Origin of the sequence: Serratia sp. Tan611, assembly GCF_905188235.1 — a bacterium.
GTDB lineage: Bacteria > Pseudomonadota > Gammaproteobacteria > Enterobacterales > Enterobacteriaceae > Serratia_B > Serratia_B rhizosphaerae.
Genome location: NZ_LR994655.1, coordinates 1,951,353 through 1,966,619, shown reverse-complemented (window position 1 = coordinate 1,966,619; position 15,267 = coordinate 1,951,353). Strand labels below are relative to the sequence as shown.

General features: G+C 59.4%; 15 protein-coding genes. 7 read left to right on the top strand and 8 right to left on the bottom strand.

The genetic code is table 11. From position 1 onward, the window contains the following. Window positions 1–48: 48 nt before the first annotated feature. Both uvrC and uvrY read right to left on the bottom strand, forming a co-directional pair. Window positions 49–1,881, bottom strand: coding sequence for an excinuclease ABC subunit UvrC (gene uvrC / locus TAN611_RS09195; protein ID WP_105230636.1), 1,833 nt, complete (start codon window positions 1,879–1,881; stop codon window positions 49–51). Next, window positions 1,874–2,530, bottom strand: a complete 657-nt coding sequence (gene uvrY, locus TAN611_RS09190) for a UvrY/SirA/GacA family response regulator transcription factor (RefSeq protein ID WP_111737327.1) — start codon at window positions 2,528–2,530, stop codon at window positions 1,874–1,876. Before uvrY ends, uvrC begins: the two co-directional genes overlap by 8 nt. A 718-nt stretch (window positions 2,531–3,248) precedes the next feature. On the opposite strand from uvrY, the gene TAN611_RS09185 reads away from it, so the two are divergent. After that, window positions 3,249–3,473 (top strand): DUF2594 family protein, encoded by a 225-nt coding sequence (locus TAN611_RS09185; RefSeq protein WP_105230634.1) that lies wholly within the window; start codon window positions 3,249–3,251, stop codon window positions 3,471–3,473. A 46-nt stretch (window positions 3,474–3,519) separates the two neighbouring features. Here the strand turns inward: TAN611_RS09185 and TAN611_RS09180 are convergent, their stop codons facing one another. Further along, the gene (locus tag TAN611_RS09180; protein WP_105230633.1) at window positions 3,520–3,951 is read right to left on the bottom strand and encodes a hypothetical protein; all 432 of its coding nucleotides are present in this window, start codon (window positions 3,949–3,951) and stop codon (window positions 3,520–3,522) included. A 636-nt stretch (window positions 3,952–4,587) separates the two neighbouring features. Between TAN611_RS09180 and TAN611_RS09175 the strand changes: the two genes are divergently transcribed. Next, window positions 4,588–4,926: a hypothetical protein gene (locus tag TAN611_RS09175; RefSeq protein ID WP_370446984.1), complete on the top strand. Its 339-nt coding sequence runs from the start codon at window positions 4,588–4,590 to the stop codon at window positions 4,924–4,926. A 13-nt stretch (window positions 4,927–4,939) separates the two neighbouring features. Here the strand turns inward: TAN611_RS09175 and TAN611_RS09170 are convergent, their stop codons facing one another. Genes TAN611_RS09170 through TAN611_RS09150 form a run of 5 tightly spaced genes read right to left on the bottom strand, consistent with a single transcriptional unit; the run spans window position 4,940 to window position 8,699 of the window. Continuing rightward, complete coding sequence (locus TAN611_RS09170) at window positions 4,940–5,092, bottom strand: hypothetical protein (RefSeq protein WP_172606292.1); 153 nt, start codon at window positions 5,090–5,092, stop codon at window positions 4,940–4,942. 47 nt (window positions 5,093–5,139) lie between these two features. After that, complete coding sequence (locus tag TAN611_RS09165) at window positions 5,140–6,399, bottom strand: FAD/NAD(P)-binding oxidoreductase (protein ID WP_187043301.1); 1,260 nt, start codon at window positions 6,397–6,399, stop codon at window positions 5,140–5,142. Then, complete coding sequence (locus tag TAN611_RS09160; RefSeq protein WP_105230630.1) at window positions 6,392–6,640, bottom strand: 2Fe-2S iron-sulfur cluster-binding protein; 249 nt, start codon at window positions 6,638–6,640, stop codon at window positions 6,392–6,394. The genes TAN611_RS09165 and TAN611_RS09160 overlap by 8 nt, the downstream gene beginning before the upstream one ends. Beyond that, complete coding sequence (locus TAN611_RS09155) at window positions 6,637–7,752, bottom strand: FAD-binding oxidoreductase (RefSeq protein ID WP_203067575.1); 1,116 nt, start codon at window positions 7,750–7,752, stop codon at window positions 6,637–6,639. Before TAN611_RS09155 ends, TAN611_RS09160 begins: the two co-directional genes overlap by 4 nt. Continuing rightward, window positions 7,749–8,699: a 4-hydroxyproline epimerase gene (locus tag TAN611_RS09150; protein WP_105230628.1), complete on the bottom strand. Its 951-nt coding sequence runs from the start codon at window positions 8,697–8,699 to the stop codon at window positions 7,749–7,751. Before TAN611_RS09150 ends, TAN611_RS09155 begins: the two co-directional genes overlap by 4 nt. Window positions 8,700–9,025: 326 nt before the next feature. On the opposite strand from TAN611_RS09150, the gene TAN611_RS09145 reads away from it, so the two are divergent. From TAN611_RS09145 to TAN611_RS09125, 5 genes are all read left to right on the top strand, one after another. Next, on the top strand, window positions 9,026–9,862 hold the full coding sequence (locus TAN611_RS09145; RefSeq protein WP_105230627.1) for an AraC family transcriptional regulator: 837 nt from the start codon (window positions 9,026–9,028) through the stop codon (window positions 9,860–9,862). 194 nt (window positions 9,863–10,056) lie between these two features. Next, entirely contained in the window at window positions 10,057–10,977 is a 921-nt protein-coding gene (locus tag TAN611_RS09140; protein WP_111737331.1) for a dihydrodipicolinate synthase family protein, read from the top strand. A gap of 55 nt (window positions 10,978–11,032) precedes the next feature. Next, window positions 11,033–12,622: an aldehyde dehydrogenase (NADP(+)) gene (locus TAN611_RS09135; protein ID WP_203067574.1), complete on the top strand. Its 1,590-nt coding sequence runs from the start codon at window positions 11,033–11,035 to the stop codon at window positions 12,620–12,622. 37 nt (window positions 12,623–12,659) lie between these two features. Further along, window positions 12,660–14,225 carry an APC family permease gene (locus TAN611_RS09130; protein ID WP_203067573.1) on the top strand — a complete coding sequence of 522 codons (1,566 nt, stop codon included), beginning with the start codon at window positions 12,660–12,662 and terminating at the stop codon, window positions 14,223–14,225. A 16-nt stretch (window positions 14,226–14,241) separates the two neighbouring features. Then, window positions 14,242–15,255, top strand: coding sequence for an Ldh family oxidoreductase (locus tag TAN611_RS09125; protein WP_197951778.1), 1,014 nt, complete (start codon window positions 14,242–14,244; stop codon window positions 15,253–15,255). Window positions 15,256–15,267: the final 12 nt, after the last annotated feature.

Here is a 15,267-nt window from a genome sequence, read left to right as displayed (position 1 = left end):
GTAACTATCTGGCTGGAGTGGAATTAAGAGTATGTTGCTACATTGCCTTCAGTGTTTCAATGCATTATAGATCTTTTCTGCCAATGCTTGTGAAATACCCGGCACTTTTGCAATTTCCTCAACGCTGGCGTTCATCAACGGTTGCAGGCCGCCCATAAATTTCAACAGCGTTTGCCGCCGTTTCGGCCCCACGCCCTCAATCAGCTCCAGCGCGCTGGTATTTTTGACCTTGGCGCGTTTCTGGCGGTGGCCGGTGATGGCATGATTGTGAGAATCATCGCGAATATGCTGAATCACATGCAGCGCCGGTGAATCCGCCGGCAGCGAAATTCCCTCGCCTGCCGGCACAAAGAACAGCGTTTCCAGACCGGCTTTACGATCGGCGCCTTTGGCAATGCCAATCAGCCGCGGTTTGCTTTTATCCCAGCTAACCTCCAGCGAATCGAACACCTCCAGCGCCATGCCAAGCTGCCCCTTACCGCCATCAATAAAGATCACATCGGGAACTTTTTTCTCTTCGAGCGCCTTGCCATAACGGCGCCTCAACACCTGCGCCATCGCTGCGTAATCATCTCCCGGCGTAATGCCCGTGATGTTATAGCGACGATATTCGGAACGCAGCGGGCCGTTTTCATCAAACACGACGCAGGAAGCGATAGTCTGCTCACCCATCGTATGGCTGATATCGAAACACTCCATCCGGCTAATATTATCCATCTGCAGAACCTTCGCCAGTTCCGCCAGACGCTGATGAATCGTCGACTGCTGAGACAGTTTGCTGGTTAACGCCGTCGCCGCATTGGTGCGCGCCAGCTTGAGGTAACGAGCGCGGTCGCCGCGCGGCTTGCTCTGAATGTGGATCTTACGCCCCGCCAGCTCGGACAGCGACGCGGCCAACAGATCCTTTTCCTGCAGGGTGAAGTCCAGCAGAATTTCCGTCGGCAAAGTGCGCGACTGGCTGCCCTGCAGATAAAACTGGCCGACAAAGGTCTGCACTACTTCGCTGAGGTCTGTATCGCCCGGCACTTTAGGGAAATAGCTGCGGCTGCCGAGCACCTGTCCCTGCCGGATAAACAGCACGTGCAGGCAGGCCATACCGGACTCGAAGGCGACGCCGATCACATCCATATCATCACCGTGGCCGGAGACAAACTGCCGCTCGGTCACGCGGCGCACCGCCTGAATCTGGTCGCGCACCCGCGCAGCTTCTTCAAAATTCAGCGCCTTGCTGGCGTTTTCCATCCGCTCAATCAGCTGATGCAATACCTGCTGATCCTTGCCGGATAAAAATAGCCGCACATAGTCAACCTGCTGCCGGTACTCTTCTTCACTCACCAGGCCGGCGACGCAGGGGCCAAGGCAGCGGCCAATCTGATACTGCAGACAGGGCCGAGAGCGGTTGCGATAAACGCTATTTTCACACTGGCGGACGGGAAACAGCTTTTGCAGCAGCGCCAGAGTTTCGCGCACGGCATAAGAGTTAGGGAACGGGCCGAAATATTCGCCTTTGGCGTGTTTGGCACCGCGGTGAATTGCCAGCCGCGGATGGGTATCAGCGCTCAGGAAGATCAGCGGATAAGATTTATCGTCGCGCAAAAGAACATTATATCGTGGCTGATATAGTTTAATGTAGTTATGTTCCAGCAACAGCGCTTCTGTTTCGGTATGTGTAACAGTAACGTCTATTTGCGCGATATTTTTAACCAGGGTTTCGGTTTTACGGCTGCCGACCTGCGTGCGGAAATAGCTCGCGAGGCGTTTTTTCAGGTCTTTGGCTTTACCGACATAGATAACCGTACCGCCGGCGTCATACATACGATAGACGCCGGGCTGACTGGTTACGGTTTTAAGGAATGCTTTAGCATCAAAACGATCATTCACCGCTTAACAACGTCTCCGCATTGAACAATCCATGTCGGATAGCCAGGTGAGTCAATTCCACATCGCCGCTGATGTTCAGCTTGCTGAACATCCGGTAGCGGTAGCTATTTACCGTTTTAGGGCTGAGGTTCAACTGCTCGGAAATTTCGTTGACCTTCTTTCCTTTGGTAATCATTAACATAATTTGCAATTCGCGGTCAGAAAGACAGCTGAACGGCGTTTCGGTTTCCGGCTCGAGCTGGCTTAACGCCATCTGCTGCGCAATGTCGGATGCAATATAGCGCTGCCCGGCATGCACTGAACGTATGGCGTTCACCACTTCCTGCGGCGCGGCCCCTTTGCTCAGATAGCCGGCGGCCCCCGCCTGCATCACTTTAGCAGGCAAAGGATTTTCTGTGTGGATAGTCAACATGATGACTTTGATGTCGGGTGCATAACGCACAATCTTACGGGTGGCTTCCAGCCCCCCGATACCCGGCATATTCATGTCCATCAGCACGATATCAACAACATTGTTGCGACACCATTTTACGGCGTCCTCGCCGCACTGGACTTCACCGACAACCTTTATGCCTTTGATATCTTCAAGAATGCGTCGTATCCCTGCGCGCACCAGTTCGTGGTCATCAACAAGAAGAACGCTAATCAAGGAACAATCTCCAAAAAATAGGGGAGTAACGCAATCAATCTCTGTTATCGCGATAGATATTACTTGTTTTTCAACAAAGAATGAATACAGATTAATATGTATGCTCGATTAACTCTGCGGAACAGGCCTAATTTTTCGTATTTTTACACCTGATGACGCGAGTTTGCGGCGTTGCGGACGGATAAAAATCCGACAGCGCATATACCTGACCGAAAGACCGTTGACAAAACAAAGGATACGGCAAGCGCTCCGCCTGAGTAAAAATCAACGCGGGCAATCATAACCAAGCGTAATAATAACATTCTTTCCGCTGAGAATTAACCCTTTAAAATCACGGCGCTATAATAGCACATGCCAGCCGGCAGCGTTATCACTTTAGGTTTTTGCCGCGATAGGTATCGGCAAAATGGCGCTATTTACAATAAATCCGCCCCTTCCGGCTGCAGGAACATGCATGAAAAGTGCTTATTATGCATTTGGAAATATGCCCGAACGCAACTTTCCTGACTTAATTCGACATACCTATTCACTGCCGTGCAATAAACATTGGATATAATAAATATCATTAATATTCATCAGTTGAAGAGGTGACTGGCGAAACTGCAGTTTATGTTATACTCGCCAGCAGAAAACGGCGCTAACGCCTGCATGATGCGGCGACGGCCCGGCGCAACTGCGCACCTTTTTCCGGCTATGGCCGCAGAGTTCAGGAGATAAAATGAGCAATATCGATTTCACTACGTCCGCAAACCCAGAAACACTGGCAACTGAAGTCGCCTGCCTGAAAGCCGCTTTAACGCTAATACTGAAATCGATTGGTCAGGCCGATGCGGGCAAAGTCATTATCAACCTGGAGCGCTTTATTGCCCAGATTGAAGATCCGACGCAGGCCGAAGTGTTTAAAAACAGCCTGCAGCAGATCAAACACGCATACCGCCAGTAAGCGGTATAGAGGAAACAGGCCGGTCATGCAGCACCGGCCTGAGCAATTAACCGCGTCCTGGCTTCAGGATAAAACCGCTCTGCATATCACCGCCAATCCGCAGGTAGCGGACGTCTCCGGCACGCAGGGTCATCGGTTGCTGCCCGGCGGTTTCGCGCCAGATGCACAGGTGGCTTTCGATCATATCCTGACCAATGCTGACCACATGATTGCCTACCGGCATGCGGAACTCCGCCTTCTCTTTTGTCGCCAGTGACGCGGCAAACTCACCGTCAACGTAGACACCGGTCCGGCAACTTCCGGCCAGCATGCCGCTGTCACGCACCACAACCACCGTGGCATACGGCGTAGTCGGCAGGTTTTGATAAAGCATCAGCCGGCTTGGCGGCGGGGATTTAGCCTCCTGTGGCGGTACAGCCTGGGTAGCGCAACCGGACAATAACACAGAGGAAATAAGTAACGCAGCGTAACGCTTCATCCTGAACTCCTTACAAAAATAGGCCCCGATAATAACAAGATAATCCCTCCCTGCGCTAAGCATCCCGCCCCCAGGCAAAAAAATAAGATTAATCCCTACAACATCTTGATGTTACCTACAGACTGTCGCTCATACCGCATTCAGCAAGGACTCAGAGCAATATCCCGCCCTGTCGGCCGCACCTCTCGCACGGCATTTTTCCAGCCCAGCTATTCAACCTGGAAATACGCCCCTTATTCAGTTTTATCCGAATAACCTTTAATTACCTCGATATTCAAATAGAATTATCTTAACTCCCTGCCATATTTTCGGCACGCCACGATCGGAATGAAGCGGTAAAGTATCAGCCGAATAATATAACCTCCGGTTATTTTTCCTAATAGTTTATTTCACCTATAATGCCCGGGTTTTATCAACACGATACCGGCACGGTGATGTCTGTAAACAATGACGACGGCATAGCCGCTGCCGCATCGATACAAGCTTGGTGCCCTCAGCCGGTTCGGTAACCATTTATAGCACGCCGCTTTTATCAGCGTCAGCAACCCTTGAAGAAGAATATTCTTAGTCGAGACCGGGTCCGTGCGTGATTATAAAATAACTAATAGGGATATAATGAAAACATACGGATTATTAATGATCATACCCGCACTTTTCCTCACCGGCTGCGTACAGTGGGAACGCAGCGATGCCAGCAATAAAATCTGGCAGGCCGAACATGCCAAATGCAAGGAACGCGCCTATCAACAATTTCCGCCCGACGTCGTCAGAGACGTTGAGGTCGATTACAACGATCAATACGTTCCCTGCAAGAAAAACAAGAAAACCTGTCCGGACGGACATCGCTATGAAGCACGGCCAACGCTGCGCACATTACACAGCGATAACAACAAAGATGCCCGCAACGCCGCCATAAAATCCTGCATGTACGATAAAGGCTGGTATGAAAAGGTCTACTATTGGCCGCGCGGCTAATCCCGGTCTGAGCCTATTCGTCGTCGCCGTGCGGCATACCGGTTTTCGGCTTGCTTTTGCTGTCATGCGGCTTATCTTTCGCCGCCGATAATGCCTTGCCCATCAGCCATAGCAGCAGCGGCACCAACAACAGGCATAATATCAGTGTAATCAGCGCATTAGTCATTCATCATCCGCCTGTTTCATGGAGTATTATGCCTGAGTGTAGCAGTTTTATACGTCGGATTCGCGCGCCATGCAGCACAGCAACGTTTCGATGCGCGCTGGCGTCAGCGGCGCCCGGGGCGGAGGCAGCGGCCAGTCGAACAGGTAACGCGCCGCCGTCGCGCAGACTTTCCCCTGGCAGGCGCCCATACCGCAGCGGCTGGCCAGTTTGGCGCTGCGCCAGTCCGCCTGCCCGGCCACCTGCCCCAGCATGACATCTTCACAACGGCACAGCACGGTTTGCGCCGTCGCCAGAGACTTTAGCGAGGGATCCAGGCGAAACGTCGTCGTGACCGCGGTGGCAAAACGCTGCCAGTGCTCACGCACCCGCAACGCCCGCATCGGCGCCGGCGCGCCGCTGGCTGCATAGCCGGCTATCGCCCCCTCCGCCAGCGCCAGTTCGCTGCCCCCGACGCCGGTGCATTCCCCCGCTGCATAAATATGTGCCACGCTGCTCTGCTGCTGTGCGTTAACGGCGACCGCCTGTTGTTCGATCCGACATCCCAGCAACAGCGCCAGTTCGATATTCGGCACCAATCCATAGCCGCAGGCCAGCCGATCGCAGGCCAGACGGCGCACACGTCCGTGCTCTTGCACCTCAATACTGTCCAGCCGGGATTCGCCATGGGCGGCCAGCACGCGGCTGTCGCCGCGGTAACGCGCATTAACCAGCCGCACGGACTGCCGCAGCTTGCCCGGCCAGCGCCATAATTCCCCAACAAAACGCGCCGTGCGCCGCAGCGGCGCCTGTTCAGCCAACAGCACCACCCTACCGCCGGACCTGCGCACCGTGTCCGCCACCGCCAGCAGCAGCGGGCCGCTGCCGGCAATCGCCACCCGCTGGCCGCGTACGTCCAGCCCCTGTTTGATTTGCGCCTGCAACCCGCCGGCGCCGGTCACGCCCGGCAGGGTCCAGCCGGGAAACGGCAACAGCAGTTCACGCGCGCCACAGCACAAGATGAGACGCCGATACTCAATCACCCCGCAGTGCTGCGCATCTTCATACAGCAGTCGCCGCGTGCCGCACAAAGCCACCACCTTGCAGCCGTGCAGCCAGCGGATATTCTTTTGCGCCGCCACCGCCTGGCGATAGCGCCGCGCCAGAACCGGCAGTTCAACCGCTGGTCCGGCGCGCCAGATTTGCCCGCCCGGATGTGGGTTATCGTCCAGCAGCAGCACCGATTTACCGCTTTGCGCGGCGGCCAACGCGGCGGATAATCCGGCCGGGCCGGCGCCAATCACCACAATTTCTCCGTACAAATCAGCCATTGTCGCTCCTGGTAATATGCATTTCGGGTTGGCACAGCGTCTGACAGGCCAGCCGCCGGACGCCGTTAATACTGACGCGGCACTCCTGACAAATGCCCATGCCGCAAAACGGCGTGCGCGGCTGCCCGGTCACCGAACGGCGGCAATGCGGCTGCGGCGTCATACTCAACGCCGCCGCAACGCTGATGCCCGCCCTGACCCAAAAGCGCTCTCCATCGATCGTGATGGCAATCTTGCTCATGCGGAAACCTCCTCAGCCGCCAGCAGCCGGGCCGGCAGGTAGGGCGTATCGTCAATCGCCGGGCGCTGTCGCAACAGGCGGTCAGCGATAAGCGCCGCGCTGCCGAGCGCGGTGGTTACGCCCAGGCCCTCATGCCCCAGCGCCAGCCACAGGCCGTCATGAACCGGATGAGGGCCCAACAGCGGCAGCCCGTCCGCTGACGCAGCGCGCTGGCCGGTCCAGCAGCGGATGATATTCATCTGCGCCAGCGACGGTACAAACTGCGTCGCCCGCTGCAGCATCGTCGCCAGCAGCGACATATCCAACACGTCGTCCGGCACATCAAACTGACGCGAAGAACCGATCAGCAACTGGCCGGTGGGGCGCGTCTGCAGATTAAACGCCACGGAGGTTCCGCCGCTGGCGTGCGCACTGGCGCCGTACCCCAGTTCAACCAGTTGATGACGGACCTGCGGCGGATAACGATCGGTAATCGCCAACTGCCCCTTTTTGGCCCGCAGCAGCGGCTCTGCCAGCAGCGCATTGGCCGCCAGGCCGCACGCCAGCAGCACCGCATCGGCCGTCAGCCGCGTGCCGTCGGCCAGTAGAACCGTCTGCGGCTCCAGCGCCACGGCGCTGCCGCGATAGCGCACGATCGCCTCTTTCCCCTGCTCTACCAGCCAGCGGGCCACATTCGGCGCGTATACAATGCCGTCGCCGGGAACGTGCAGCCCGCCGGCCAAGCCGTGACGCAACTGCGGCTCACGTCGCCGCAGTTCGCCGGCGCTGAGCAGATAACTCTCCGCCTCTGCGGCGGCCAACCGCTGCTGTTTTTGCTCCGCCAGCGCCAGCTCATCGTCATGTTCCGCCAGCCACAGCGTACCGCAGCCGCGCCAGGCGCAATGCTCCGGCATCTGAGCGGCCAGCTCGCGCCACAGGCGCAGCGAATAGGCACAGAGCGCCAGCTCGGCCGGGTTGTCATCCATGCAGACCAGGTGCCCCATTCCCGCCGCGGTCGCCCCCGGCCGGCCGTCATCCACCAGCGCCACCCGCAATCCCCGCCGCGCCAGTTGCCAGGCGCAGGCGCTGCCGATAATCCCGGCGCCGACCACAATCACGTCGGCGCATTTCATGCGCGGATCCCCCAGACAAAGGGATCGCGCGGGTCGAGCAACAGCCGGCTGTCGGCGCACACATAGGCTTCGCCGCGAATCGACGGCCGGATCCCGTGCGCCAACGGCTGATAACTGGCGCGGAACTCGCTGCCGATAACGCTGGCCTGACGCCAGATCTCCCCCGGCGCCAGCTTGCCGTCGGCCGCCAGGCAGGCCAGCTTGGCGCTGGTGCCGGTGCCGCAGGGCGAACGGTCATAGGCTTTGCCGGGGCACAGCACAAAATTGCGGCTGTCGGCGCGTTCGTCATCGGCAAACAGTTCGATATGATCAATCACGCCGCCGTCCTCACCGCGCACGCCCTCCAGATCCAGCGTCTGCCGCACCGCCCAGCTGAACGCGGTCAGCGCGTCAATATTGTCGCGCTCAACCGCCAGGCCATGCCCGGCAATCAAAAAGAACCAGTTGCCTCCCCAGGCGATATCGCCGCAGACGCTGCCATAGCCGGGCACCTCGATGGTCACCGCACGGCGGTAGCGGTAGGCCGGCACGTTCTGCACCGTCACGCTGCCGTCCTGATGCAGCCTGGCGCTGACCGTACCCACCGGCGTCTCAATCTGGTGGTCGCCGGGGCGGATACGGCCCAGATAGGCCAGCGACGCCATCAGGCCGATAGTGCCGTGGCCGCACATGCCGAGATAGCCCGTATTATTGAAAAAGATCACGCCGGCGCTGGCCGTCGGCGAGCAGGGCCGGCACAGCAGCGCCCCAACCAGTACGTCGTTGCCGCGCGGCTCAAGAATAATGGCGCTGCGCCAGTGGTCATGGCATTCGGCAAACAGCGCCTTACGTTCCGCCATACTGCCGTCGCCCAGATCGGGAAACCCATCAACGATCAGGCGCGTAGGTTCACCGCCGGTGTGGGAATCAATCGCCCGCAGTGCGGTGATGGATGTGGAATCGGTCATCGGAATCTCCAGCGAGTTGATGAAATCTTCACGCCAGCCTGACCGAATCTCCCGCCGCCGGCTTGATGCATTTCGGCGCGATGCATGGCGAAATCAGCACAGTCGCGCCCGGCCGACGAGAGGAAAACCATAACAATCTCTTATTTATCATGCTGTTATTTTTATGCTAAATCAGCCAGAGCGTTCGCTGAGCCGCCACAGGCAACCTGGCGACGCAAAATTATGCGGTGATCCGCAGTTTTGGCGGTCGGCGCTTGCCAAGTTAAATAAAAGTTAATATTGATCCAAAACCGTTAAATTCAGCGGCCAACAGGAAAGGTACTGCGATGCGTTTAGCCAGCAATCCCCCGCCAGCGCCCGATATGATGGCAGTAGCGGCCGACGATGATTTTGCCGTCGAAAAACTCAGCCAGCTGTGCGACGGTCTGGCGCAGCAGCGCCCCCACAGCCTGCACAGCGTTCTCAATTCCCTGGCGCTGATTGCGCCGCTGTTAAACGCCATTCCCAACGTGGTATTTTTCCTGAAAGACGCCCAGGCCCGCTATCTGCTGGCCAACCTGACGCTGGCAAAGCGCTGCGGGTTCAAAACGGTGGCGCCGCTGCTGGGAAAAACCTCCGCCGATGTGTTCCCCGCCCAGCTCGGCGCCGGCTATACCGAGCAGGATCTGCGCGTACTGCGCCACGGCGTGCACATTCAGGATCAGCTGGAGATGCACCTGTACAGCGGCCGCGAAACCGGCTGGTGCCTGACGCAAAAGCTGGCGCTGTGCGATACCCAGGGCAAAATCATCGGCATGGCGGGCATCTCGCACGACCTGCAGGAGGCCAAGGCCAACCACCCGGCCTATCAGCGGCTGGCGGCGCTGGATGACTATATCCGCCGGCATTACGCCAGACAGATTGCGCTGGAGGAACTGACCGCGTTGACCGGGCTGTCGGTGGCGCAGATCGAACGCTACTGCAAGCGTATTTTCCACCTGACGCCACGCCAGATGATCCACAAAGTACGGCTGGAAAAGGCCAGCGCGTTGCTGGCCGGCGATACGCCGATTACCGATATTGCCCTGCAGTGCGGCTATACCGACCACAGCGCCTTCAGCCGTCAGTTCAAAGCTATGACCGGCTCGACGCCGCGGGATTTCCGCACTTCATTACACGCCTGAAGCCATCAATATTAAGCCGTTTATCGGCTTTTCGCTCACCGCGACGGCCGGCGTTGTGCCCGCTTACTGTGCTGATTTCGTCATGCCCGGCGGCGAAAAACGTCAAGCCGTCGCCGCGGATTCCGGTCACTCTGTTATCGAATTTCACCAATAACTCACCATCAATTAACACATTCGACGACAGGAAAAACAGCATGAGCCAAAAAGCCATTAACTGGAGCGGCGTGTTCCCCGCGGTCAGCACCCAATTCCGCAGCGATTTTTCTCTCGATCTGGAAGCCACCCACCGGGTGGTGAGCAACCTGGTTGACGACGGCGTCTCCGGACTGGTGGTATGCGGCAGCGTCGGCGAAAACACCTCGCTCAGCGCACAGGAAAAACTGGCGGTGATCGAAGTGGCGAAAGACGCCGCCCGAGGCAAAGTGCCGGTGATTGCCGGCATCGCCGAATTCACCACCGCCTTTGCGCAGGATATGGCGCAGCAGGCCGCCAAAGCTGGCGTCGACGGTATTATGGTGATGCCGGCCCTGGTGTATTCGTCCAAACCGCACGAAACCGCCGCGCATTTCCGCAGCGTCGCCGCCGCCACCGATCTGCCGATTATGGTCTACAACAACCCGCCGATTTATAAAAACGACGTCACGCCGGAGATCCTGATCTCGCTGGCGGACTGCGACAACATCGTCTGTTTCAAAGACTCCTCCGGCGATACCAGCCGCTTTATCGATCTGCGCAACACGGTCGGCGACCGCTTTGTGCTGTTCGCCGGGCTGGACGATGTGGTGGTGGAAAGTATCGCCGTCGGCGCCGAAGGCTGGATTTCCGGTATGTCCAACGCCTTCCCGCGCGAGGGGGAAACGCTGTTCCGGCTGGCGAAGCAAAAACGTTTTGACGAGGCGCTGGCGCTGTACCGCTGGTTTATGCCGCTGCTGCACCTCGACGCCCGGCCGGATTTGGTGCAGTGCATCAAGCTGTGTGAAGAACTGGTCGGCCGCGGCAGCGCGGTCACCCGCCCGCCGCGTCTGGCGCTGGAGGGCGAAACCCGTCAGCAGGTGGTCGCCATCGTCGAACAGGCGCTGGCGCAGCGTCCGGCGCTGCCGGACGTCGGTCTGTAAATCCTGACGCGCCCCTTGCCGCATTCAGGGGCGCCGCAACCACAGCGGGGACACTATGCCTATCACCACCCTCAGCGGAAAGCAGTTTATCGGCGGCCGCCGCGTCGCCAGCGGCACGGCTGAACTTGTCAGCCTGCGTGCCGATAACGGTCAGCCCACCGGCTATCGCTTCCATCAGGCCAGTCGGCACGAGGCCGCTTGCGCCGCACTCGCGGCACAATCAGCGTTTATTGCCTACGCGCAGACCAGCAGCCAACAGCGCGCGTCCTTCCTTGACGCCATTGCCGATCAACTTGATGCGCTGGATGATGACTTTTTTACCGTCGTCCAGCAGGAAACCGCTCTGCCGCCGGCGCGCCTGCAGGGCGAACGCGCCCGCACCAGCGGCCAAATGCGGCTGTTCGCCGAACTGCTGCGCCGTGGCGACGTTATCGGCGCACGGATTGACAGCGCCCAGCCGGAACGCACGCCGCTGCCGCGCCCGGATTTACGTCAGTACCGCACCGCCATCGGCCCGGTGGCGGTATTCGGCGCCAGCAATTTCCCGCTGGCGTTCTCCACTGCCGGCGGCGATACCGCTGCCGCGCTGGCCGCCGGTTGTCCGGTGGTGTTTAAAGCGCACGGCGGCCATATGGCCACCGCAGAGCTGATCGCACAGGCGATCGAACGTGCGGTAGCACAGCAACAGATGCCCGCCGGGGTGTTCAATATGATCTTCGGCGATCGTATCGGCGCCGATCTGGTACAGCATCCGGCCATTCAGGCGGTCGGCTTTACCGGATCGCTCAGGGGGGGCCGCGCGCTGTTCGATCTGGCGCAGCAGCGCCCGCAGCCGATCCCGGTGTTCGCCGAGATGTCGAGCATCAACCCGGTGATCGTGCTGCCGCAGGCGCTGGCGCAGCGCGGACGGCAAATCGCACAGCAGCTGGCGGCGTCGGTTACTCTGGGCTGCGGCCAGTTCTGCACCAAGCCCGGTTTGATCCTCGGCGTGCGCAGTCCGGCACTTGAACAATTTATCACCGCGCTGAGTCAACAGATCGAAGCGGCCGAACCGCAGACCATGCTCAATACCGCCACTTTGCACCATTATCATCAGGGACTGAACGAACTGGAACAGCATCCAGGCATCGCGCACCTGGCCGGCCGGCGTGACGCCCCTGGCCATCAGGCCTGCGCGCAGCTGTATCAGGCGGAAGGCCGGCTGCTGTTGACGGCGGATGCGCGGCTGCAGGAAGAGGTGTTTGGCCCGGTCGCCATCGTGGCGGCGCTGGACGACGAGCAACAGCTGCAGCAGGCGCTGAACGCGCTGCAAGGGCAACTGACCGCCACGCTGCTGGCCGATGACGCCGACCTGACCGCCGCCGCGCCGCTGCTGGCCTGTTTAACGCATAAAGCCGGGCGGGTGCTGTTTAACGGCTACCCCACCGGGGTGGAAGTTTGCGACGCCATGGTGCACGGCGGGCCTTACCCCGCCACCAGCGACGCCCGCGGCACCTCGGTCGGCACGCTGGCGATCGAGCGTTTTATGCGACCGGTCTGTCTGCAAAATGCGCCGCCGTCGCTGCTGCCTCCTGCCCTGCAGGATGAAAACCCGCTTAATTTGCTGCGTCTGGTAAACGGCGTTTACCGGCGCGATCCGCTGTGAACCGCACCTGCAATGAGATAATAAAAGGGTAGCCACCATGACCACACAGGGTAAATTCAAGAAGCAGCTGACGCTCACCGATCTGACATTTATCGGCCTGGGCGCCATTTTTGGCTCCGGCTGGCTGTTCGCCGCCAGCCACGTCTCATCCATCGCCGGCCCGGCGGGGATCTATTCCTGGCTGATCGGCGGGCTGGCGGTGCTGCTGCTCGGCATTGTCTATTGCGAACTGGGCGCGGCGCTGCCGCGCGCCGGCGGCATCATCCGCTATCCGGTATTTTCTCACGGCGAGCTGATGGGCTACCTGCTCGGCTTTATCACGCTGATCGCCTTCTCCAGCCTGATCTCGATTGAAATCGTCGCCGCCCGCCAGTACGCCGCCGCCTGGTTTCCCTTCCTCAGCCAGCCGGATTCGGGCGATCCCACGCTGCTCGGCTGGCTGGTGCAGTTGCTCTTGCTGTGCCTGTTCTTCGCGCTCAACTATTACAGCGTGAAGACCTTCGCCAAATCCAACAACTTCATCAGTATTCTGAAATTCCTGGTGCCGCTGCTGGTGATAGTGGTGCTGTTTACCTTCTTTAAGCCGGAAAATCTGCACAGTCAGGGCTTCGCCCCTTACGGCGCAGCCGGCGTGGAGGCGGCAATTTCCGCCGGCGGCATTATTTTCGCCTATCTGGGGCTGACGCCGATTATCTCGGTAGCCAGCGAAGTGCAAAAGCCGCAGCGCACTATTCCCATCGCCCTGATCCTCTCCGTACTGCTCTCGACGGTGATCTATGTCCTGCTGCAGCTGGCTTTTCTCGGCAGCATTCCCTCCGAGATGCTGAGCGGCGGCTGGTCTGGCATCAGCAAGCAGTTCTCGCTGCCCTACCGCGATATCGCCATTACGCTCGGCATGGGCTGGCTGGCGTTTCTGGTGGTCAGCGACGCGATTATCTCCCCCAGCGGCACCGGCAACATCTACATGAACGCCACGCCGCGCGTAGTCTACGGCTGGGCGCGCGCCGGCACCTTTTTTAAAGTTTTTACCCGCGTCGACGGCGAATCCGGCATTCCGCGCCCGGCGCTGTGGCTGACCTTCGCGCTGTCGATCTTCTGGACGCTGCCGTTCCCGTCCTGGGAGCGGCTGATCGGCGTAGTATCCGCCGCGCTGGTGCTGAGCTATGCCATCGCGCCGGTTACCGCCGCCGGGCTGCGCCGCAACGCGCCGGATCTGCAGCGGCCGTTTTTCGTGCGCGGCTTCTGCGTGCTCGGTCCGCTGTCGTTTATTATTTCCGCGCTGATCGTCTACTGGTCCGGCTGGAACACCATTTCCTGGCTGCTTGGCCTGCAAATCCTGATGTTTCTTATCTATATCCTGTTCAAAAAGCAGGTGCCGACACACGCCGTCAGTCTGCGCCAGCAGGTTTACTCCTCACTGTGGCTGGTCGCCTTCTATGCGCTGATCATTATCATCTCCTATCTGGGCAGTTTCGGCGGCATCGGCGCCATCGGCCACCCGTGGGACACCCTGACGGTGGCGGTGATTGCATTGGCGATCTACTACTGGGGCGCCTATACCTGTTTACCTCAGGCAAATTTTGTCGGGGATGAAGAAGAGTAAATAAGGAGGGTATACCATGACGGCAAGCGTACGCCTGACGCTGGATCAGGCCTACCACTTAGCGCAGCGCGCACTACGCAGCAACGGGTTCAGCGCCGAACACGCCGACGCGGTGGCGCAGAACGTCACCGCCGGAGAGCGTGACGGCTGCGCCTCTCACGGGCTGTATCGCATTCTCGGCTGCGTACACTCGCTGCAGATGGGGAAAGTTTCCGCCGATGCCGAACCGGAGCTTATCGACAGCGCCCCCGCCATTATGCGGGTCAACGCCCACGGCGCCTTTTCGTTGGTGGCCTACCGCCGGGCGCTGCCGGCGTTTGTTGACAAAGTAAAACACAACGGCATCGCCGCGCTGGCGATCAACCACTGCGTACACTTCTCGGCGCTGTGGGCCGATATCGAACCGCTGACCGACCAAGGACTGGTGGCGCTGGCCTGTACGCCCAGCCACGCCTGGGTGACGCCGGCCGGCGGCAGCCAGCCGCTGTTCGGCACCAACCCTATCGCCTTTGGCTGGCCGCGCCCCGGGCAGCCGCCTTTTGTGTTTGATATGGCGACCAGCGCCGCGGCGCGCGGCGAGATAGAGCTGCACCGGCGCGCCGGCAAACCGCTGCCGCCTGGCTGGGGAATCGACAAAGAGGGCCGGCCATCAACCGATGCCGCCAGCGTGCTGGCCGGCGCCATGCTGACCTTTGGCGGGCATAAAGGCTCTGCGCTGGCGGCGATGGTGGAATTATTGGCCGGACCGTTAATCGGCGATATGACCAGTAAAGAGTCACTGGCGTTTGATAATCAGACCGGTTCATCGCCTTACGGCGGCGAGCTGATTATCGCCATGGATCCGCAGCGCTTTTTGGGGGAGCAGCAGGCAACCTACCTGGCCCACGCTGAAACGCTGTTCAACGATATGCGGCAACAGGGCGCACGGCTGCCCGGCGAACGACGTTTTCGCCAGCGCCCGCTGAGCGAGCAGCACGGCATCGAACTGCCGCAGGCGCTGTACGATGAGATTGAGGCGCTGTGCCGTTAAACCGTCCCCCTC